Annotated in this window: 15 protein-coding genes and 1 pseudogene; 6 read left to right on the top strand and 10 right to left on the bottom strand. The window is 63.1% G+C overall.

Features of this window, described 5'->3' with window-relative positions:
* Positions 1–56 precede the first annotated feature (56 nt).
* The 5 genes and pseudogenes from PspR32_RS20785 to PspR32_RS20765 form a co-directional block, all read right to left on the bottom strand.
* Positions 57–892: pseudogene (locus tag PspR32_RS20785) on the bottom strand (IS110 family transposase).
* Between the two features lie 255 nt (positions 893–1,147).
* A complete protein-coding gene (locus tag PspR32_RS20780; RefSeq protein ID WP_374045285.1) occupies positions 1,148–2,353 on the bottom strand; it encodes an OprD family porin in 1,206 nt (401 codons plus the stop codon).
* A 319-nt stretch (positions 2,354–2,672) separates the two neighbouring features.
* Complete coding sequence (locus PspR32_RS20775; RefSeq protein WP_010220906.1) at positions 2,673–4,127, bottom strand: AdeC/AdeK/OprM family multidrug efflux complex outer membrane factor; 1,455 nt, start codon at positions 4,125–4,127, stop codon at positions 2,673–2,675.
* The gene (locus PspR32_RS20770) at positions 4,124–7,276 is read right to left on the bottom strand and encodes an efflux RND transporter permease subunit (RefSeq protein ID WP_010220908.1); all 3,153 of its coding nucleotides are present in this window, start codon (positions 7,274–7,276) and stop codon (positions 4,124–4,126) included. Before PspR32_RS20770 ends, PspR32_RS20775 begins: the two co-directional genes overlap by 4 nt.
* Positions 7,277–7,279: 3 nt before the next feature.
* Positions 7,280–8,431 (bottom strand): efflux RND transporter periplasmic adaptor subunit, encoded by a 1,152-nt coding sequence (locus PspR32_RS20765; RefSeq protein WP_010220909.1) that lies wholly within the window; start codon positions 8,429–8,431, stop codon positions 7,280–7,282.
* A 259-nt stretch (positions 8,432–8,690) separates the two neighbouring features.
* Here PspR32_RS20765 and PspR32_RS20760 point away from each other — a divergent pair, with 259 nt between their 5' ends.
* Complete coding sequence (locus PspR32_RS20760; RefSeq protein ID WP_010220910.1) at positions 8,691–9,323, top strand: TetR family transcriptional regulator; 633 nt, start codon at positions 8,691–8,693, stop codon at positions 9,321–9,323.
* A gap of 50 nt (positions 9,324–9,373) precedes the next feature.
* Here PspR32_RS20760 and PspR32_RS20755 read toward each other — a convergent pair whose 3' ends face one another.
* Both PspR32_RS20755 and pobA read right to left on the bottom strand, forming a co-directional pair.
* Entirely contained in the window at positions 9,374–10,777 is a 1,404-nt protein-coding gene (locus PspR32_RS20755; protein WP_051636816.1) for an MDR family MFS transporter, read from the bottom strand.
* Positions 10,778–10,908: 131 nt separating this feature from the next.
* Positions 10,909–12,102, bottom strand: a complete 1,194-nt coding sequence (pobA, locus tag PspR32_RS20750) for a 4-hydroxybenzoate 3-monooxygenase (RefSeq protein ID WP_100783457.1) — start codon at positions 12,100–12,102, stop codon at positions 10,909–10,911.
* A gap of 168 nt (positions 12,103–12,270) precedes the next feature.
* Here pobA and PspR32_RS20745 point away from each other — a divergent pair, with 168 nt between their 5' ends.
* Positions 12,271–13,149: a helix-turn-helix domain-containing protein gene (locus tag PspR32_RS20745; RefSeq protein WP_036996723.1), complete on the top strand. Its 879-nt coding sequence runs from the start codon at positions 12,271–12,273 to the stop codon at positions 13,147–13,149.
* Here the strand turns inward: PspR32_RS20745 and PspR32_RS26225 are convergent.
* Positions 13,142–13,315, bottom strand: a complete 174-nt coding sequence (locus PspR32_RS26225) for a hypothetical protein (protein WP_010220914.1) — start codon at positions 13,313–13,315, stop codon at positions 13,142–13,144. The two genes, PspR32_RS20745 and PspR32_RS26225, sit on opposite strands and share 8 nt — an antisense overlap.
* A gap of 72 nt (positions 13,316–13,387) precedes the next feature.
* Positions 13,388–14,296 carry a LysR family transcriptional regulator gene (locus PspR32_RS20740; RefSeq protein WP_010220915.1) on the bottom strand — a complete coding sequence of 303 codons (909 nt, stop codon included), beginning with the start codon at positions 14,294–14,296 and terminating at the stop codon, positions 13,388–13,390.
* Between the two features lie 105 nt (positions 14,297–14,401).
* Here PspR32_RS20740 and PspR32_RS20735 point away from each other — a divergent pair, with 105 nt between their 5' ends.
* Both PspR32_RS20735 and PspR32_RS20730 read left to right on the top strand, forming a co-directional pair.
* A complete protein-coding gene (locus PspR32_RS20735) occupies positions 14,402–15,283 on the top strand; it encodes an MBL fold metallo-hydrolase (protein WP_010220916.1) in 882 nt (293 codons plus the stop codon).
* Positions 15,284–15,313: 30 nt separating this feature from the next.
* A complete protein-coding gene (locus tag PspR32_RS20730) occupies positions 15,314–15,928 on the top strand; it encodes an NAD(P)-dependent oxidoreductase (RefSeq protein WP_159389108.1) in 615 nt (204 codons plus the stop codon).
* Here the strand turns inward: PspR32_RS20730 and PspR32_RS20725 are convergent.
* Positions 15,922–16,803 carry a LysR substrate-binding domain-containing protein gene (locus PspR32_RS20725; RefSeq protein WP_036996721.1) on the bottom strand — a complete coding sequence of 294 codons (882 nt, stop codon included), beginning with the start codon at positions 16,801–16,803 and terminating at the stop codon, positions 15,922–15,924. The genes PspR32_RS20730 and PspR32_RS20725 overlap by 7 nt on opposite strands.
* Positions 16,804–16,916: 113 nt before the next feature.
* Here PspR32_RS20725 and PspR32_RS20720 point away from each other — a divergent pair, with 113 nt between their 5' ends.
* On the top strand, positions 16,917–18,554 hold the full coding sequence (locus PspR32_RS20720) for a 5-guanidino-2-oxopentanoate decarboxylase (RefSeq protein ID WP_036996719.1): 1,638 nt from the start codon (positions 16,917–16,919) through the stop codon (positions 18,552–18,554).
* Positions 18,551–19,984: an aldehyde dehydrogenase family protein gene (locus PspR32_RS20715; RefSeq protein WP_159389107.1), complete on the top strand. Its 1,434-nt coding sequence runs from the start codon at positions 18,551–18,553 to the stop codon at positions 19,982–19,984. Before PspR32_RS20720 ends, PspR32_RS20715 begins: the two co-directional genes overlap by 4 nt.
* The last annotated feature ends 55 nt before the right edge of the window (positions 19,985–20,039 follow it).

Genomic DNA, 20,039 nt, shown 5'->3' with positions numbered 1-20,039 from the left:
CGCTCCTACAGTCCAGGTGTTGTGCACAGCGGACATTGTGGGAGCAACTGTCTTGATCAGGCTGTTTGCACTCGCCAAGGGGTATTGTCCCGCAGCATTGCATTCAGCCTGACGATCAGCACCCGCATGCAGGCTACGAGGGCCACTTTGGCGCACTTGCCACGCTCCCGAAGTGCTTCGTAGCGTGCTTTAAATTCCGTGTTGTGGCGGATGATGATCCAGCTCGACATGTACAGCACTCGCCTTACATGCGCCCGGCCACCCCATATCTGGCGGTGCCCTCGATGGCTACCGCTATCGTTGTTGTAAGGCGCTACGCCCACCAGCGCGGCGATTTGACGGCGGTCCAACTGCCCCAGTTCAGGCAGTGAGGCGAGCAGATTTGCGGCGGTTACCCGACCGATTCCGCTCACCGCCAACAACTGACGCGCCCTGGTATCGTCAAGTTGCACCATCGCCTGATCAATTTCTTCGTCGAGGCGTTTGATCAGCACTTTCAGCTGCTCTATATGCTCATCGAAGTGGGCCATCACTGTTGCCGAGCGACATTGCTGGCGACGCCGCTTGTAGTCATCACGGCTCTGCACAAATTGGGCGCGCTGCTTCACCAACTCGCGCAGTTCTTCGCGTTCCGGGCTGATCGGTTGGCCTTGAGGAGCGCTGAGTTGTGCAGCGAAGTCCGCAAGGACCTCGGCGTCGATCTTGTCGGTTTTGGCTTTTTTACCCATGGCATCGGCGAATTTCCGCGCACGGGCCGGGTTGATGCATTCAGTCGCCCGATCAGCACATCAAAGCCTGGGCGTTCATTGACTACTTCGAAGCGGATTTTCTGAGGTTTGATGCAGATTTCCAAAGTGGCTTTGGCAGTGTCGATTCCAACAGAAGACAACATGGCTGAACCCTCTTACACTCAGTTGTGAGAGCGCTCTGGCTTGGCCCACGCTTGTGATTCGAGAGGCGCTCAATCAACTGTTCGGGCTCGGGCCAGAGTGGAGAGGTGAATGGCAGCTTTGCTCCCACACGTGCTTTAAGCACTACCGGCGTACAGCTTGCCATTCACCGCTCTCACTTCTGATTCTATTCCTACCTCAAGACACAAGCCGGCGTTGCCGGCGATGGGCTGCGTAGCAGCCCCAAGGCAGAGGTTTCAGAGAATACTGATCGGGTAACTGATGATCAGCCGGTTCTCATCAAAGGTATTGGTGCTGTAGTCCCGGCGCATGGTCGAGTTACGCCATTTGACCGACAGGCTCTTCAACGTCCCGGACTGGATCACATAGGCCAGCTCCGATTCCCGCGCCCATTCCTTGCCATCGGTAATGGCGCCGGTGTGCACGTTGTCGCCGCTGATGTAGCGGTTCATCAAGGTCAGCCCGGGCACGCCGAGGCCGGCGAAGTTGTAGTCGTGCCGCAACTGCCAGGAGCGTTCCTGGGCGTTGTCGAAGCTTGAGTTGTAGCTGTCGTTGGCCAGGGTGCCGCCACTGGTGCCGTTGACCCGCATCCAGGCATCGTCGCCGCTGACTTTCTGCAGGCCGAGGTAGAAGGTGTTGGCGCCGTATTTGGCCGAGAGCAGCGCCGAGGCGGTGCGGTTGTCCAGCTTGCCGGCGCGTTCGGCGCCGTCTTCCTTGCCGATGAAGTAGCCGAGGTTGGCGCCCAGGGTCCAGTCGCCCACAGGCTGGCTGTGCACCAGGTTGATGTACTGTTGGTTGTAGATGTCTTTGAGCTCGGCATTCCACAAACCGATCATCGTGCGCTTGTCGTTGAAGCTGTATTCGCCACCGGCAAAGTTGAAGCGGTCGGAGGTGAAGGCCGCCCGGCCGTTCATCGACATGTCTTCCATGCTCGCGTCATTGCGTGGGCTGTTACCGCGAAACTGCCCGGCATACAGGGTCAAGCCGGCGATCTCCTGTGAGGTGATCTGCCCGCCGCGGAAGGTCTGCGGCAGCGAGCGGCCGTCGTCCGAGCGCAGGATCGGCAGCACCGGCATCCATTCGCCAACTTTCAGTTCGGTGTTGGCGATCTTCGCTTTCAGCGCTACGCCCAGGCGCCCGAAGTCATCGGCTGGGCGCCCGTCATCGTGTACCGGCAACAAATGCGTACCCTTCGTGCCCTTGCCGCCATCGAGCTTGACCGAGTACAGGCCCAACACATCGACACCGAAGCCGACCAGGCCTTGGGTAAAGCCGGAGCGGGCGTCGAGGATGAAACTCTGGGTCCATTCCTCGGCCTTGCCCTGGGGGTTGGCCGGGTCGACGAAGTTGCGGTTGATGTAGAAGTTGCGCAGGTTGAGGCTGGCCTTGGCGTCCTCGACAAAGCCGCCTTCGGCCGCCAGGGCGGGCAGGGTGCAAGTCATGGCCAGCAAGCCGGGAAGCAGGTGTCGTGCGGGTGTGGTCATCGTTTGATGTCTCTTGTTTTTATGTAAGCCGAAGCCATCCGCTGCGACGGTTGGAGGTCACAGGCCGGGCTACGATCTTTTGGGGGTACGCTTTGGAAAAGCTGCGAAGCGATGGTGCGGCGGCGGGCGGGGATGAATCAATTCGTTGCAGGCGGAATTGGGCGATAATCGAACGGTAACTGGTTGGTTAATTCATCATCGTGGGGCAAGCCCGCTCCTACAGGCGGTTGCATAAAAAAGCCCACCGCAAGGGTGGGCTCTTTCACAACGCAAACACTCAGCCTTTCGGCGTCTGGGCCGCAGCCTGCTGCTGCGCCTGACCGGTCTGCTCGTACCAGCCGCCACCGAGGGCCTTGTACAGGTTGACCTCGCTGACCAACTGCGACAGGCGATCACTGATCAACGACTGCTGGGTGTTGAACAGCTGACGCTGGGCGTCGAGGAAGGTCAGGTTGCTGTCGATACCGATGCGGTAGCGACGCTCGGCCAGACGGTAGTAGTCCTGGTTGGCGGCAACCAGGTCACGTTGGGCCTGCAACTGCTGATTGAAGGTCTGGCGCGCGGCGAGGCCATCGGAGACTTCCTGGAAGGCGGTCTGGATGGTTTTCTCGTACTTGGCGACGTTGATGTCCTTCTGGATCTTCGAGTAGTCGAGGCTGGCACGCAGGGCACCGGCGTTGAAGATCGGCAGGTTGATCTGCGGCTGGAACAGCCAGGTGCCCGAGCCACCCTTGAACAGGCCGCCCATGTCCGGGCTCAGGGTCCCGGCGTTGGCGGTCAGGCTGATGCTCGGGAAGAACGCCGCGCGGGCCGCGCCAATGTTGGCATTGGCAGCCTTGAGCAGGTGTTCGGCTTCCTGGATGTCCGGCCGGCGTTGCAGCAGGTCGGACGGCAGGCCCGCCGGCACTTCGGCCAACAGGTCGCTGTCAAGATTCTGCGCCGCCGGCAGGTTGGCCGGCACGCCGGTGCCGAGCAGCACGGTCAGGCTGTTGAGGTCCTGGGCAACCTGGCGCTGGAACTGCGCCAGCTTGACCCGCGCACCTTCAACCGACGTGCGTGCCTGGCTCAGGTCCAGGGCCGAAGCGACCCCCACTTCATTGCTACGCAAGGTCAGCTGGTAGCTTTCCTCGTAGGTCTTGAGGGTCTCTTCGGTGAGCTTGAGCAGCGCCTGGTCGGCCTGCCAGGTGAAGTAGGCGTTGGCCACACTGGCCACCAGGCTGATCTGCGTCGAGCGCCGCGCTTCTTCGCTGGACAGGTAGATCTCCAGCTGTTGCTCGGTCAGGCTGCGCACCCGGCCGAACAGGTCGAGCTCGTAGGCGCTGACCCCAAGGGTCGCCGAGTACTGGCTGCTGATACTCGATTCGCCGGTTTGCGACATGTTCGCCGGCATCCGCTGACGGCTGCCGCTGCCATTGGCCGAGACCGCCGGAAACAGATCGGCCCGCTGAATGCGGTACTGCGCCCGGTAGGCATCGATGTTCAGCGCCGCGACCTTGAGGTCGCGGTTGTTGACCAGCGCGGTCTGGATCAACTGCTGCAGCGCCGGGTCATGGAAGAACTGACGCCAGCCCTGTTCGGCGGCGGCCACCTCGGCCGACTCGGTCGGCGAGTAGGCAGGGCCTTGCGGCCACTGCGCGGCCACCGGCGATTCCGGGGTCTGGTAGTCAGGGATCAGCGAGCAGCCGCCAAGAATGAAAGCGGTTACTGCCAGGGACAACAGGGACTTACTCATTGCCCGGCCTCATAGCGTGGAGTTTCAGGGGTGGCGTCCTCTTCGGGCTTCTTGCTACCGAACAGCGACGACACGCTTACAAAGAACAATGGCACCCAGAAGATTGCCAGTACGGTGGCGGTCAGCATGCCGCCGATTACCCCGGTACCGATGGCGTGCTGGCTGCCTGAGCCTGCGCCACTGGAGATGGCCAACGGCACCACACCGAGGATGAACGCCAGCGAGGTCATGATGATTGGCCGCAGACGCATCCGGCAGGCTTCGATGGCCGCATCCATCAGGCTGCGGCCCTGCTCGTGCAGTTCCTTGGCGAATTCGACGATCAGGATCGCGTTTTTCGCCGCCAGGCCGATGGTGGTCAACAGCCCCACCTGGAAGTACACGTCGTTGGACAACCCGCGCAGGCTGGTGGCCAGCAGCGCACCGATGATCCCCAGCGGCACCACGAGCATGACCGCGATCGGAATCGACCAGCTTTCATACAGCGCCGCCAGACACAGGAACACCATCAGCAGCGACAGGGCGTACAGCGCTGGCGCCTGGGAGCCGGACAGCCGCTCCTCGTACGACAGGCCCGTCCAGGAGTAACCGATACCCGCCGGCAGTTGCGCGGCCAGGCGCTCGACCTCGAGCATGGCTTCACCGGTACTGTAGCCAGGGGCTGGCGCACCGAGGATTTCCATGGCTTCTACGCCGTTGTAACGCGACAGCTTCGGTGCCCCGTAGATCCACTCGCCCTTGGCGAAGGATGAGAACGGCACCATCTCGCCAGCGGCGTTGCGCACGTACCACTTCTGCAGGTCTTCCGGGCTCATCCGCGCACCGGCTTCACCCTGGATGTAAACCTTCTTGACCCGGCCGCGGTCGATGAAGTCGTTGACGTAGCTGGCACCCAGGGCAATCGACAGGGTGCTGTTGATGTCGGCGATGGTCACGCCCAGGGCACTGGCGCGCTCGTCGTCGACGGTCAGCTGGTACTGCGGCTCATCGTTCAGGCCGTTCGGGCGTACTGCCGAAAGGATCTTGCTCTGTGCGGCCATGCCGAGGAACTGGTTGCGCGCTTGCATCAGTTTTTCATGGCCGACACCGGCACGGTCTTGCAGGAACACGTCAAAACCGGTGGCGTTACCCAGCTCCAGTACCGCCGGTGGGGCGAAGGCGAACACCATCGCATCGCGGAAGCTGAAGAAGTGCTGCTGGGCACGGTTCGCCAGGTTGAACACGTTGTTCTCGGCAGAGCGCTCGCCCCATGGCTTGAGCATGATGAAGGCCATGCCCGAGCTCTGGCCACGACCGGCGAAGTTGAAGCCGTTGACGGTGAACACCGAGGCAACGGTATCGGCTTCCTTGTCGAGCAGGTAGCTGCGCATTTCGTCGATCACCACCTGGGTGCGCTCGGCACTGGAACCGGCCGGGGTCTGCACCTGGGCGAACAGTACGCCCTGGTCTTCTTCAGGCAGGAACGCCGTCGGAATGCGGGTGAACAGCCAGATCATGCCGACCACGATCAGCAGGTAGGCCAGCAGGTACGGAGCCTTGTGCCGCAGCATGTTGCCGACGCCGCGCTCGTAGCTACGCACGCTGCGGTCGAAGTTGCGGTTGAACCAGCCGAAGAAGCCGCGCTTAGCAACGTGGTGCTCGCCCTTGGCAATCGGCTTGAGCATGGTCGCGCACAGCGCCGGGGTGAAGATCAGGGCCACCAGTACCGACAGGGCCATGGCCGAGACGATGGTGATCGAGAACTGTTTGTAGATCACGCCGGTGGAGCCGCCGAAGAAGGCCATGGGCAGCAGTACCGCCGACAGCACCAGGGCGATACCGACCAGGGCGCCCTGGATCTGGCCCATGGACTTCTTGGTCGCTTCTTTGGGCGATAGCCCCTCTTCGGCCATCACCCGCTCGACGTTCTCCACCACGACGATGGCGTCGTCCACCAGCAAGCCGATGGCCAGCACCATGCCGAACATGGTCAGGGTGTTGATGCTGAAGCCCGCCGCGGCAAGGATGCCGAAGGTACCCAGCAATACCACCGGTACGGTCATGGTGGTGATGATGGTGGCGCGGAAGTTCTGCAGGAACAGGTACATCACCAGGAACACCAGCACGATCGCTTCGATCAGGGTGTGGATTACCCCGCTGATCGACTCGGTCACGACCGGAGTGGTGTCATACGGGAACACCGCCTTCATGCCTTCCGGGAAGAACGGCTCCAGGTCGGTGATGGTCTGGCGCAGGGCCTTGGCGGTATCCAGGGCGTTGGCGCCAGTGGCCAGTTTTACCGCAAGGCCGGAGGCCGGCTTGCCGTTGAACTGGGCGCTGATCGCGTAGTTCTCACCACCCAGGCCGACCTTGGCGACATCGCCCAGGCGCACCTGGGAGCCGTCACGGTTGACCTTGAGCAGAATCTTTTCGAACTGCTCGGCGGTTTGCAGGCGGGTCTTGCCGATGATCGTGGCGTTGAGCTGGGTGCCTGGCAGGGCAGGCAGGCCGCCGAGCTGGCCGGAGGACACCTGGACGTTCTGCGCGGCCACGGCGGTACGCACGTCGACCGGGGTCAGCTGATACTTGTTCAGCTTGGCCGGGTCGAGCCAGATACGCATGGCGTACTGGGCACCGAACACCTGGAAGTCACCGACACCGGCAGTCCGCGAGATCGGGTCCTGCATGTTGGAGACGATGTAGTTGGCCAGGTCATCCTTGGACATGCTGCCGTCTTCGGACACCAGGCCGATCACCAGCAGGAAGTTCTTCACCGCCTTGGTCACGCGGATACCCTGCTGTTGCACTTCTTGCGGCAGCAGCGGGGTGGCCAGGTTCAGCTTGTTCTGCACCTGGACCTGCGCAGTGTCAGGGTTGGTGCCCTGCTCGAAGGTCGCGGTAATGGTCATGCTGCCGTCGGAGTTACTTTCCGACGACACATAACGCAGGTTGTCGATACCGTTGAGCTGCTGCTCGATCACCTGCACCACGGTGTCCTGCACGGTCTGCGCCGAAGCGCCCGGGTAGGTCACGGCGATGGCGATGGCCGGTGGCGCGATGCTCGGGTACTGGTTGATCGGCAATTTGAGGATCGACAAGGCGCCGACCAGCATGATCACCAAGGCGATCACCCAGGCAAAGATCGGGCGATCGATAAAAAATCTCGACATGGTTTATTCCCCTTTGGCCCCTGCAATCGCTGCATTGGCCTGGGTTGGCTGGGCAGGCTTGACGTTGGTGGCTGCGCTGGCCTTGACCTCGATGCCCGGCTTGACGAACTGCAGGCCTTCGGTGATCAGGCGGTCGCCCGGGTTCAGGCCTTCCTCGATCAGCCAGTCGCTACCGACGGTACGGCTGGCCTTGAGCTGGCGCAGCTCGACCTTGTTGTCCTGGTTGACGACCAGCGCGGTCGGCTGGCCCTTGAGGTCGCGGGTCACGCCCTGTTGCGGGGCGAGGATGGCCGCGCTGTTGACCCCGGCAGCCAGGCGCGCATGAACGAACATGCCCGGCAGCAGGTTGTGCTCAGGGTTGGGGAACACCGCACGCAGGGTCACGGAGCCGGTGGTCTGGTCGACCGAGACTTCGGAGAACTCCAGTCGGCCTTCCTTGCTGTAGGTGCTGCCGTCTTCCAGGGTCAGGGTGACCTTGGCGGCGTTGTCGCCGACCTTCTGCAGTTGGCCGCTTTCCAGCTCGCGGCGCAGCTTGAGCAGCTCGGCCGAGGACTGGGTGACGTCGACGTAGATCGGGTCGAGCTGCTGGATCACCGCCATGGCATCGGCCTGGCCGTTGTTCACCAGTGCGCCTTCAGTGACCGAAGAACGGCCAATGCGCCCGCTCAGCGGCGCCAGCACCTTGGTGTAGCGCAGGTCGATCTGGGCGCTGCGCAGCGAGGCTTCGGCCTGCAAACGTTTGGCTTGCGCGTCGTCGTATTCCTGGCGGCTGACAGCCTGTTCGCTGACCAGTTGCTTATAGCGCTCGGACAGCGAGCGGGTCGACTGCAGGTTGGCCTGGGCGCTGGCCAGGGTCGCCTCGTACACCGACGGGTCGATCTGGTACAGCTGCTGACCTTCCTTGACCTCGGTGCCCTCTTTGAACAGGCGCTTGAGAATGATGCCGTTGACCTGTGGTCGAACCTCGGCAATGCGGTACGCGGTGGTACGGCCAGGGAGGTCGGACGTCAGGGTATAGGCCTGGGTTTGCAGGGTTACGACGCCGACCTGAGGAGCTTGCGCCGCGGGCGCCGCCTCTTCCTTTTTACAGCCGCTGAGCAGTGTTGCCAGGGCGACGGCGGAAACCAGAGCGGTAACAGCTGGCTTGAATTGCATGAAGATCCTCGGGTCGCAAGAGCTGAAGACGCTCAAGAATAATGGAAAGGGTGCGCTATAAAAAATGCTGTCGGGTGGATTAATAGCTTGCTAAGGAATATACTTACATTCATGGTTGTTTGTAAATACCTCGCAGGCGACACATTCAGCCGATGCGAGCCCCCAAATTAATACAGCCGGTAACAGCCTGTAGAGGCTGACCCGGCCCGACTCCCAGGCACCCAGCGTGCGTGCCTGGGCCTGATGAGGTTGTACTGCCATGGTCCGTCGAACCAAAGAAGAAGCCCAGGAAACCCGCGCCCAGATTCTCGAGGCGGCGGAAAAGGCCTTCTATAAGCGCGGGGTAGCGCGTACCACCCTGGCCGATATTGCCAAAGAGGCCGGGGTGACCCGCGGCGCCATCTACTGGCACTTCAACGACAAGGCCGAACTGGTGCAGGCCATGCTCGACAGCCTGCACGAGCCGCTGGACGCCCTGGCCCGGGCCAGTGAAAGCGAAGATGAAGTCGACCCGCTCGGCTGCATGCGCAAGCTGCTGGTACGGTTGATGCACCAGATGGTGCTCGATCCGAAGACCCGGCGAATCAATGAAATTCTGCATCACAAATGCGAGTTCACCGATGATAGGTGCGAGATCCGCCAGCAACGGCAGGCCTCGACGATCGATTGTCATGCCCATATCGCGTTGTCGCTGGGCAATGCAGTCAAGCGCGGGCAACTGCCCGCCGACGTGGACCCGGAACGCGCGGCACTGGCCATCTATGCCTATATAGACGGGCTGATTCGCCGCTGGCTACTGCTGCCCGGCAGCTTTGACCTGCTGAACCAGGCCGAGCTGTGGATCGATACCGGGCTGGATATGCTGCGCTTGAGCCCTGCCTTGCGCAAATGACACTTTGTGAAGCTTTGTGATCATTTGTTTCTACGCCAGTTATAAGCGTCTTACTGACGGCCGCGCAATTGCCTGTCAGGCAAAGCCAGCGCCGCCGTCAGCCCCAGCAATGAAACCGTCGCACTGCCCAGCAACAGGTTGCGAAAGGTCAGCAACAACTCGGCCTGCATCGCCGCGGTCGGTTCACCGGCCTGCAGGCTGCCGAGCAGGGCATCGCCGGCCAGGCTCAAGCCGCCCTGGGCGAGCATCGCCAGCAGCAGGGTGGACATGATGGCCACGCCCATGGCCCCGCCGAGCGAGCGGAACAGGTTGGTGGTGCTGGTGGCCACGCCGATATCCCGTGGTTCCACTGCACTCTGGGTCGCTACCAGCGAAGTGGGGAACTGCAGGCCCGAGGCAATCCCGGTCAAGACCATGAACATGCCACTGAACCAGGCCGCTTGCGGCGGGCTGAAGGCCATGCCGACGATGGCAAACGGCATCAGCAGCGCACCGCCGAGAATCTGTGGCTTATAGCGCCCGGTGAGGGAGGTCAGGCGGCCACCGCAATACGCACCGATCGGCAGGCCGATGGCCAGCGGCAGCAAATGCAAGGCAGCGCTGTCGGCACCGGCGCCGGTGATGCTCTGATAGCGCAGCGGCATCAGCATGGTCAGGGAAATGGCCTGGAAGCTGGTGAAGAAGATCGTGCACCAGCACAGGGTGGCGGTGCGATTGGCGAACAGTTTCAGCGGCAGCAGCGGCTCGGCGACGCGCTGTTCATGAAGCACGAACAGCAGCAAGCCGATCAGTGCACAACCGAGCAGGCTGGCAACTTGCGCAGAGTCCCAGGGTTGCCCCTGGCCGATCAGGGTGATGCCCAGCAGCAGGCTGCCCAGGCCAAGAATCAGCAGCGCGGCGCCGAGGTAATCGACCTGCGCCTTGTGCGTTGGTACCAGCAGGCTGCGCAGGGCGCGGCGGGTCACCCACCAGGCGGTCAGGCCCAGGGGCAGGTTGAGCCAGAACACCCAGCGCCATGACAGGTATTCGGTGAGCATTCCGCCGAGCACCGGCCCGGCGACACTGGCCAGGGCATACATGCTGCTGAAGTAGCCCTGATAGCGACCGCGTTCGCGCGGCGGCACGAAGTCGCCGATGATCGCCTGGCTGACCGAGACCATGCCACCGGCGCCGATACCCTGCAGTACCCGCGCCAGCACCAGTTGCTCCATGTTCTGTGCCAGTGCGCAGAAGATCGAAGCCAGGGTGAACAGCGCGGTACCGGTGAGGATCATCCGCCGCCGGCCATACAGGTCGCCGAGCTTGCCGTAGATCGGCACGGCCACGGTCATGGCCACCATGTAACCGGAAATCACCCAGGCCAGCAGGCCGACATCGTTGAACTGCGCCGAAATCGCCGGCATCGACACGGCGACGATGGTCTGGTCCAGCGCGCCAAGAAAGATCGCCAGCATCAGTGCGACGAGCACGCTGCGCAGCACCGGTTGCGGAGTGTTCAGTTGAGTCACGGGCCAGCTCTGAGGCAGGTGAAGCCCGCAGCCGGTAGCGGCGGGCGCAAGTGCTGACCAGTCTACTCGATAGCTTGCTAAGCGTCCTCCTCGATCGGCTCGTAAGGCAGGCCGACGTAGTTTTCCGCCAATACTGTACGACCGGCTTCGGAACTGACGTAGTACTCAAGCTCGGTTTGCTGGATACGCTGGCTGAAGGCATCGCTGTCGGGAAAGCGGTGCAGGAGCGAAGTCATCCACCAGGAAAACCGCTCGGCCTTCCAGATACGCCGCAGGCAGATTTGCGAGTAGCGCTCCAGCAGGTCGCGACGGCCTTCGGCGTAGACCTTGCGCAGGATGTTGTACAGGGTACTGACATCACTGGCCGCCAGGTTCAGGCCCTTGGCGCCGGTGGGCGGGACGATATGCGCGGCGTCGCCAAGCAGGAACAACGTGCCGTATTGCATGGGTTCGACCACGAAGCTGCGCAGCGGCGCGATGCTTTTCTCGATCGACGGACCGGTCACCAGGCGCTCGGCCAGATCAGCCGGCAAGCGCGACTTGAGCTCGCTCCAGAAGCGCTCATCGGACCAGTCCTCGACCTTCTCTTCAGCACCCACCTGCACGTAGTAACGGGTGCGGGTCGGCGAGCGCATGCTGCACAGGGCGAAGCCGCGCTCGTGGCGGGCATACACCAGCTCATCACTGACCGGCGGAGTATCGGCCAGCACGCCGAGCCAGCCGAACGGGTAGACCCGTTCGAAAATCTTCAGTGCCTGGGCGGGAATCGATTGCCGGGCGATGCCGTGGTAGCCGTCGCAGCCGGCAATGTAGTCGCAGTCCAGGCGCTGGATTTCGCCGTTCTTTTCAAAGGTCAGGTAAGGGCGCTCGGATTTCAGGTCATGCAGGCGAACGTTGTCGGCCTGATAGACAGTGACGGCGCCGCAGGCTTGGCGCGCGGCCATCAAATCCCGGGTGACTTCGGTCTGACCATAAATCATTACGCCTTTGCCGCCGGTCAGCGCCTTGAGGTCGATGTGTTCGCGACGCCCGTCGAAGGCCAGTTCGAAACCGCTGTGGGGCAGGCCCTCGGCGTCCATGCGCGCGCCAACCCCGGCTTCGCGCAGCAACTCGACCATGCCCTGTTCCAGCACCCCGGCGCGGATGCGCCCGAGTACGTAGTCGGCGCTCTGGCGCTCGATGATGATGTTGGCGATCCCGGCCTTGTGCAGCAACTGGCCGAGCAGCAGACCGGAAGGGCCGGCACCGATAATTGCGACTTGAGTCTTCATTGTTGTTATCCCAGGCAAGCTTCAGGGCAAGGCCGAAAGCAGCTTATGATTGTTGTGCTTGCATTTTTCGCTTTGAAATGCGAGCGAAGAAGGGATAAAAACGGCATGAAGCAGGACTTTTCACCAATCAGTGCGATTATCGGGCATTGCCCTGGAGCGAGTTGATCAATGAGCAAGGCATCGATCCCGGTGTTCAAGCTGTACGGCGAACAGTTGCAGTGGCCGACCCCGGACCTGCTGCACTGCGAGTCGATTCCGGCGCGCAGCCGATTGCATGATTGGGAAATCGAACCGCATCGGCATGCCGATCTGTGCCAGTTGCTGTTTCTCTATGAGGGGCAGGCCGAGATCGAAGTGGAAGGCCAGGTGCGGCGCCTGGAGCAGGCGGCGATCCAGGTGGTGCCGGCCCTGTGCGTGCATGGTTTTCGCTTTTCCAGCGACGTCGATGGTTACGTGGTCACCCTGGCGGCGCCCCTGGTGAGCCTGTTGCACACCCAACTGGCCGGAGCGCCAGCGGCCCTGGCCCAGGCCGGCACCTACCTGGCAGGCGCCGACCGCACCTACCTGTACAGCCTGTTCAGTGCCTTGCAGCAGGAGTACCAGCAGGACCAACCCGGGCGCGACTTGCAACTGCGCTCATTGATCAACCTGCTGGTGGTGTGGATCAGCCGTCAATGCTTGCAGCGCCATGGCCAGGGGCTGGCGGTGGCCCGCGGGCGTGAATATCTGCAACGCTTCAATAAACTGGTCGAGCAGCAGTATCGTCTGCAGCCAAGCGTCGAGGCGCTGGCCCATGAGGTGGGGATTTCGGTGGCGCACCTGAACAGTATCTGTCGTGAGCTGGCCGGGCAGTCGGCCTTGCAGATCATCCATCAACGCTTGCTACTCGAGGCCAAGCGCGAACTGATTTACACCAGCCTGAGCATCAAGCAACTGGCCGACAGCCTGGGTTTTGTTGACCCTGCCTATTTTTCGCGGTTCTTCCGCCGCCTGACGGGCAAGGCCCCCAGTGACTTTCGTCACCAGGCCCCAGGCCAACCTACTTGAGTGCGCTCAGCGTCGCGGTGTGCGGCACGCAGTGAGCCAGGCTGCAGCTGGCGGCGGAGTAGGGTTGGTTGCGGATCTGTTCGACCCGGTAGGCTGCGGCGGCATACAGCCCGACCACAGCGGCCATGGCACAGATAACGGCGCATTTTCTGGATTTGATGCCCATGCTGCTCACCTCCTGCAAACCACCTACAGGTGCTACTCAAAGCATAGGTCAGCTGGGCTAGGTATGCCCGGCCTAGAGCAGGTCCCGATCCCAGATCGGTTCGGCGGTAAAGCGCTCGGCGAGAAAGTCGAGCATGCTGCGCAGGGTCGCCGGCATGTGTTTGCGTGAGGTGTACACGGCGTTGAGGTTCAGCTCCCGTGGCTTGGCCTGGGGTAACAGGCGAATCAGCTCACCACTGCGTAGGGCGTCGGCGGCCTGATAAGTCGGCAGCATCGCCACACCGGCGCCGGCCAAGGCCGCCCGTTGCAGGGTCATGGCTTCGTTGGCGCTGATGTTGCCCTGCACCGGCACCGACACCACCTCGCCCTCGACGTCGAAATGCCAGAGGCTGCGGCCGAAGTAGGAGTGGGTCAGGCAGTTGTGCTGGCTGAGCTCCTGCACGTGCTGCGGCGCCGGGTGCTGGCGCAGGTAGGCAGGGGATGCGCAGATCACCGAGCGGCATACGGTCAGGCGCCGGGCAATCAGGTTGGGGTCCAGGTCGTTGCTGGTGCGGATGGCCAGGTCGATGCGCTCATCCACCAGGTTCACCGTGCGGTCGAGCATCTGCAGGTCGATTTTTACCCCGGGGTAGCGTTTGACGTAGTCGGCCACCGCGTCCATCAGCTGCGCCTGGCCGAACGAAGTGCTGACGCTGATGCGCAACTCGCCGCGCGGGGCATCGTTCGGGGTGCCGACGGCCGCTTGCAGGTCGCCGGCAAGCTCGAGCATCTGCCGGCAGCGTGGCAGGGTTTCCTGGCCGGCGGCGGTCAGGCTCAGGCGGCGCGTGGTGCGCTGCATCAGGCGTGCGCCAACCCAGTCCTCAAGCTCGGCCAGATAGCGCGAAACGACCGGGCGGGAAAGTTCCAGGTGGTCGGCGGCGGCCGATTGGCTACCCAGGTCGACCACGCTGACGAAGACTCGCATTGCTGTCAGACGATCCATGATTTGCACGCTTTCAGAAACAAACTAATCCTAAGCATCGCATTTTTTGTGACGGATCGTGCAACTAAGCTGTTGTTCATCGCCCACTTCACAGGAATCGCCTTGATGCCTCGTTCGTTCTCCCTGCGTCGCCTGCTGCTGGCTTTCGCCACCCTTGGGGCCATGGCCCAGGCTTCGGCCGCCGAACCGCTGAACCTGGATGTCTACAACCCGGGTACCAACGCCCTGTTCCCGGTCAGCTCAGTGATTGTCAGCGGCAAGCATGACGCCATCCTGGTCGATGCCCAGTTCGGCAAGGCGCAGGCTGAGCAGTTGCTGGCCAAACTGCAATCGAGCGGCAAGCAATTGACCACCATCTACATCAGCCACGGTGACCCGGACTACTACTTCGGCCTGCAGACCCTGACCGATGCTTATCCCAAGGCCAAGGTCGTGGCCTCGGCGGCAACCGTTGCCCATATCAAGCAGACCATGGATGGCAAGCTGGCCTATTGGGGCCCGCAGATGGGCGCCGATAAACCGGCGAAGCTGGTCGTGCCGCAGGTGTTGCAAGGCAATGAACTGAAGCTCGAAGGCCAGCGCCTGCAAGTGGTCGGCCTCGACGGCCCGCAGCCGGACCGCAGTTTTGTCTGGATTCCATCGATCAAGGCGGTGGTCGGTGGTGTGGTGGTCGCCGAGAACCTGCACGTGTGGATGGCTGACACGCAGTCGGCGCAATCGCACCAGGACTGGCTGGCGACCCTCACGCGGATCGAGCAGCTCAAGCCCGACACCGTGATCCCTGGCCATTACCTGGGCCAGAGCAGCCGTTCGCTAAAGGCGGTGCAGTTCACCGCAGACTATATCCGCGCCTTCGACGAAGAAACCGCCAAGGCGGGCAATGCCGCCGATCTGATCGCGGCAATGAAAAAACGTTACCCGGACCTGGGTGAAGAGAGCTCGCTGGAGCTCAGCGCCAAGGTCGCCAAGGGCGAGATGAAGTGGTAAGCGTCATTCAATCCTGACTGGAGATTTCCCATGAGCAAGATCGCAATCATCGGTGCTACCGGCCGTGCTGGTAGCCAGTTGCTGGAAGAAGCCCTGCGCCGCGGCCATCGCGTTACCGCCATTGCCCGCGACATCTCGAAACTGCAGGGGCGCGAAGGGGTGAACGCCGTAGCGCTGGACGTCAGCGACGCCGCCGCCCTGGAACAGGCAGTCGCGGGGCATGACGTGGTGCTCAGCGCCGCGCACTTTTCCAGCATCAAACCGCAGGCCATCATCGAGCCGGTGAAGCGTGCCGGGGTCAAGCGCCTGTTGGTGGTGGGCGGGGCGGGCAGCCTGCTGCTGCCGTCGGGGCACAAGGTCATCGACAGCCCGGATTTTCCCGAGGCCTACAAGGCTGAAGCTACCGCCGGTGGTCACTACCTCGACATCCTGCGCCAGGAAAAGGAACTGGACTGGACCTTCCTGTCACCTTCGGCCGAATTCGTCGAAGGTGCCCGCAGCGGCGCTTACAAATTGGGCAAGGATCACCTGTTGATCGGTACCGATGGCAAGAGCTGGATCAGCTTTGCCGACTACGCCATTGCCATGCTCGATGAAGTGGAGAAGCCGGCGCACTCGCGCCAGCGTTTCACGGTCGGTTACTGAGGGGCCTGGGCCTGCTCGCACAACCACGCGAGCAGCTCCAGCAACGCCGCTGAAGCCGAGCCTTGTGGCCGCACAAGGTAATAGGCCTGGCCGGTGCTGACCTTGAGCGGGAACGGCGTCACCAGCCGCCCGCACTTGAGGTCATCAGCGATCAGCGACCAGTCGCCGATGGCCACACCGGTACCCTGGGAAGCCATCGACATGGCCATGTCCAGGGTTTCGAAATGCTGGCCCTTGCCTTGCCGGGGCAGGCTCGCCCCGGCGGCATCGAACCAGGCATGCCAGTCGCGTTGATCGCGAGTCGGGTGCAGGAGCATGTGCAGGTCCAGATCCGCGACCTGCTGCAAGGGCAGGGCGCCGTTCAGCAGTTGCGGCGCGCACACCGGCGTCAGTTGTTCATCGAACAGCTTCAGGGTCTGCAGGCCATGGTTGGGCCGGGCGCCATAGACCACCGCCGCGTCGAACACTTCCCGACGAAAATCCACCCCATGCTGCACCGTGGTGGTCAGCTCCACCGGCACATCCGGGCGCAGCGCCTGCCATTCCATCAGGCGCGGCAGCAGCCAGCGCATCACGCAGGTCGGTGCCTTGAGCTGCAAGGTGGTGCTACGCGCACCCACCTGCTGCACCCCTTCCTCGATCAAGGTGAACACCTGCTGCACCCGCGGCAGCCAGTCCTGGCCTTCGCGGGTCAGGCTCAGGCCACGGGCCTGGCGCAGAAACAGCGGATAACCGAGGTGGTCCTCCAGCCCGGCAATTTGCCGGCTCACCGCGCCTTGGGTGATGTGCAGCAGTTGCGCGGCGCGGGTGAAGTTGCAGCACTGGGCAGTGATTAGAAAGGTGTGCAGGGCAGGCAGTGGAGGCAGGCGTTTCATCGGCTTGAGCCATGATTTGAGAACATGGCTAGTATGAGCTTTTTTGCATTGTGCAGGTAGCTGTCGGGCGGTCCAATACAGCCTGTTTCCCGAACAATGACAGGCAGACGATCATGGCGACTTGCGGCGAAGTACTGGTCAAACTTCTTGAAGGCTATGGCGTAGACCATGTCTTTGGCATTCCCGGCGTGCATACAGTGGAACTCTATCGCGGGCTGGCAAGCTCGCGCATCCGGCACATCACCCCGCGCCACGAGCAAGGTGCCGGCTTCATGGCTGACGGCTATGCGCGTACCCGTGGCAAGCCAGGCGTGTGCTTTATTATCACCGGCCCGGGCATGACCAACATCACCACCGCCATGGGCCAGGCCTATGCTGATTCGATTCCGATGCTGGTGATCTCCAGCGTGCAGTCGCGCGACCAGTTGGGCGGCGGGCGCGGCAAACTGCATGAGTTGCCGGCGCAGAGCAACCTGGTGGCCGGTGTAGCGGCGTTTTCCCACACCCTGATGAGCGCCGATGACCTGCCGTCGGTACTGGCCCGTGCCTTTGCCGTGTTCGACGGCGCGCGTCCGCGCCCGGTGCATATCGAAATTCCGCTGGACGTGCTGATCGAGGACGCCGATCACCTGCTGGCCTGCGCCCCGGTGCGTATCGCCCGCGCCGGGGCCGCCCCCGCGCCAGTGGCACAAATGGCCGCCATGCTGGCGGCTGCCCGCCGGCCGCTGATCCTCGCCGGTGGTGGCGCCATCGAGGCCAGCGCCGCGTTGACCCGCCTGGCCGAGTACCTGCAGGCGCCGGTAGCGCTGACTATCAACGCCAAGGGCGTGCTGCCGGCCAGCCACCCGCTGCAGATCGGCTCGACCCAATCGCTGGTGGCCACCCGCGCCCTGGTCGCCGAAGCCGATGTGGTGCTGGCGATCGGTACCGAGCTTGCCGAGACCGACTACGACGTGACCTTCAAGGGCGGCTTCGAGATCCCGGGCGAGCTGCTGCGCATCGATATCGACCCCGACCAGACCGTGCGCAACTATCCGCCGAAAGTCGCCCTGGTTGCCGATTCGACCCTCGCCACCCAGGCCTTGCTGGTGGCCCTGGCCGAGCAACCGGCACCAGTGCGCGGCGCCGAGTGGGGCGCGGCCCGTGCCGCGCGCTTGCGTGGAGTGCTGGAGGCCGATCGCGACCTGCCGATGCGCAGCCAGACGCGCATGCTCACCACCCTTGTCGAAACCCTGCCGGGTGCCGTGCTGGTCGGTGATTCGACGCAACCGGTGTACACCGGCAACCTGACCCTGGACATGGACCAGCCGCGGCGCTGGTTCAACGCTTCGACCGGTTACGGCACCCTGGGGTACGCGCTGCCGGCGGCCATGGGCGCCTGGTTGGGCAGCGCTGAAGCGCCGGCCGATCGCGCGCCGGTGGTGTGCCTGATCGGCGACGGCGGTTTGCAATTCACCCTGCCGGAACTGGCCAGTGCCCGCGAGGCGCAGGTGCCGCTGATCGTGCTGCTGTGGAACAACCAGGGCTACGAAGAGATCAAGCGCTACATGGTCAACCGCGCCATCGAGCCGGTCGGCGTCGACATCTACACCCCTGATTTCATCGGCGTGGCCAAGGCCCTGGGCTGCAGCGCCGAGTCGGTTGGCGATGTCGCACAACTGCGCGAAGCATTGCGCCAGGCGTGCGATCGCCAAGGCCCGAGCCTGATCGAAATCGACCAGGCCACCTGGATGCGGGCGGTGCCCGCATGATCAAGCTGCCTGGTGTCTATATCGAAGGTGTCTGGCAGCATGGCCCCCAGGTGCTGACGGTGATCAACCCGAGCAATGAACAGGTGTTGGCCGAGGTAGCCGGTGGCGACGCGGCGGCGGTCGAGCGGGCGACGCTGGTGGCCCGCGCGGCATTTGTTCAATGGTCTACGTCCAGCGGGCCGACCCGTGCGGCCATCCTGCGGGCCATTGCCGAGGGCGTCGAAGCGCGCCGCGAGCGCCTGGTGCAGTTGCAAGCGAGCAACAATGGCAAGCCGCTGGCTGAAGCCCACATCGATGTCGATGATGTCGTCGCCACCTTCCGTTATTACGCGGAGCTGGCGGACAACCTCGGGCGCGATCGCTCGGTGGCGCTGCCCAGCGAGGATTTTGTCGCCCGGGTGCGCCGCGAGCCGTGCGGGGTGGTGGGTCTGATCGTGCCGTGGAACTTCCCCATGGTCACCACCGCCTGGAAGCTCGCGCCGGCCCTGGCGGCAGGCTGCTGCGTGGTGCTCAAGCCTTCGGAAATCACGCCATTGGCCGAGCTGGAACTGGCGGCGATCATCGCCGAAGCGGGGCTGCCGGACGGGGTGTTCAACCTGGTCTGTGGTACCGGGCAGGCAGTGGGCGCGCCGTTGGCGGCCGATCCGCGAATTGCCAAGATTTCCTTCACCGGCAGCAATGCGGTAGGGGTGCAGGTCATGCAGCGCGCGGCGCAGACGATCAAGGGCGTGAGCCTGGAACTGGGCGGCAAGTCGTCGTTGCTGGTGCTGGACGACGCCGACCTTGAGCTTGCGGTGAAGCTGGCCTGCCTGGGCGGTTTCTTCAATGCCGGGCAGATGTGTTCGGCCACCAGCCGGGTACTGGTCGCCCAAGCCCTGTACCCGGCATTTATCGATGCGCTGAAGGCCCGGGCCGAAGCGATCCGCGTGGGCGAGCCGTTCAGCGGCGAAAGCGAAATGGGCCCGTTGGTCAATCAGGCTCAGTACCAGCGGGTACAAGCGCATATTGCGGCGGGCCTGCAAGCGGGTGCGCAGCTGCTCTGTGGTGGCTCACGGCCGGCAGAGCTGCCTTGTGGTTATTTCGTCAGCCCCACGGTGTTTACCGAGGTGCCGTTGGACAGTGCGCTGTGGCGTGAGGAGATCTTCGGTCCGGTGCTGTGCGTACGTGCGTTTGCCACTGAAGCCGAGGCGCTGGCACTGGCCAATGACACTGAGTTCGGCCTGGTGGCCAGTGTGCTCAGCCGTGATTTGCAAGCCGCCGAGCGGGTTGCAAATGCTTTGCAGGCGGGGGTGGTGTGGATCAACGCACCGCAGGTGATCTTCCCGCAGACGGCCTGGGGTGGGTACAAACAGAGCAGCCTGGGTCGGGAGCTGGGGCCTTGGGGCTTGAGTGCGTTTCAGGAGATCAAGCACGTGGTCAGGGCGGTGTAGGCCTCATCGCGGGTCAAGCCCGCTCCCACAGGTTCGATGCTATGCCCTGTGGGAG

Origin of the sequence: Pseudomonas sp. R32 (assembly GCF_009866705.1) — a bacterium.
Classification (GTDB): Bacteria; Pseudomonadota; Gammaproteobacteria; order Pseudomonadales; family Pseudomonadaceae; genus Aquipseudomonas; species Aquipseudomonas donghuensis.
This window is presented reverse-complemented; position numbering and strand designations above follow the sequence as displayed.

Bases quoted from the DNA above. Each gene is read 5' to 3' on its own strand.
- PspR32_RS20735 (WP_010220916.1), top strand. From the start codon at position 14,402: ATGCCTCGTTCGTTCTCCCTGCGTCGCCTGCTGCTGGCTTTCGCCACC.
- PspR32_RS20740 (WP_010220915.1), bottom strand. From the start codon at position 14,296: ATGGATCGTCTGACAGCAATGCGAGTCTTCGTCAGCGTGGTCGACCTG.
- PspR32_RS20780 (WP_374045285.1), bottom strand. From the start codon at position 2,353: ATGACTTGCACCCTGCCCGCCCTGGCGGCCGAAGGCGGCTTTGTCGAG.
- PspR32_RS20745 (WP_036996723.1), top strand. From the start codon at position 12,271: ATGAGCAAGGCATCGATCCCGGTGTTCAAGCTGTACGGCGAACAGTTG.
- PspR32_RS20720 (WP_036996719.1), top strand. From the start codon at position 16,917: ATGGCGACTTGCGGCGAAGTACTGGTCAAACTTCTTGAAGGCTATGGC.
- PspR32_RS20770 (WP_010220908.1), bottom strand. From the start codon at position 7,276: ATGTCGAGATTTTTTATCGATCGCCCGATCTTTGCCTGGGTGATCGCC.
- PspR32_RS20765 (WP_010220909.1), bottom strand. From the start codon at position 8,431: ATGCAATTCAAGCCAGCTGTTACCGCTCTGGTTTCCGCCGTCGCCCTG.
- PspR32_RS20760 (WP_010220910.1), top strand. From the start codon at position 8,691: ATGGTCCGTCGAACCAAAGAAGAAGCCCAGGAAACCCGCGCCCAGATT.
- PspR32_RS20775 (WP_010220906.1), bottom strand. From the start codon at position 4,127: ATGAGTAAGTCCCTGTTGTCCCTGGCAGTAACCGCTTTCATTCTTGGC.
- PspR32_RS20730 (WP_159389108.1), top strand. From the start codon at position 15,314: ATGAGCAAGATCGCAATCATCGGTGCTACCGGCCGTGCTGGTAGCCAG.
- PspR32_RS20725 (WP_036996721.1), bottom strand. From the start codon at position 16,803: ATGAAACGCCTGCCTCCACTGCCTGCCCTGCACACCTTTCTAATCACT.
- PspR32_RS20715 (WP_159389107.1), top strand. From the start codon at position 18,551: ATGATCAAGCTGCCTGGTGTCTATATCGAAGGTGTCTGGCAGCATGGC.
- PspR32_RS26225 (WP_010220914.1), bottom strand. From the start codon at position 13,315: ATGGGCATCAAATCCAGAAAATGCGCCGTTATCTGTGCCATGGCCGCT.
- PspR32_RS20755 (WP_051636816.1), bottom strand. From the start codon at position 10,777: ATGCTGGCGATCTTTCTTGGCGCGCTGGACCAGACCATCGTCGCCGTG.
- pobA (WP_100783457.1), bottom strand. From the start codon at position 12,102: ATGAAGACTCAAGTCGCAATTATCGGTGCCGGCCCTTCCGGTCTGCTG.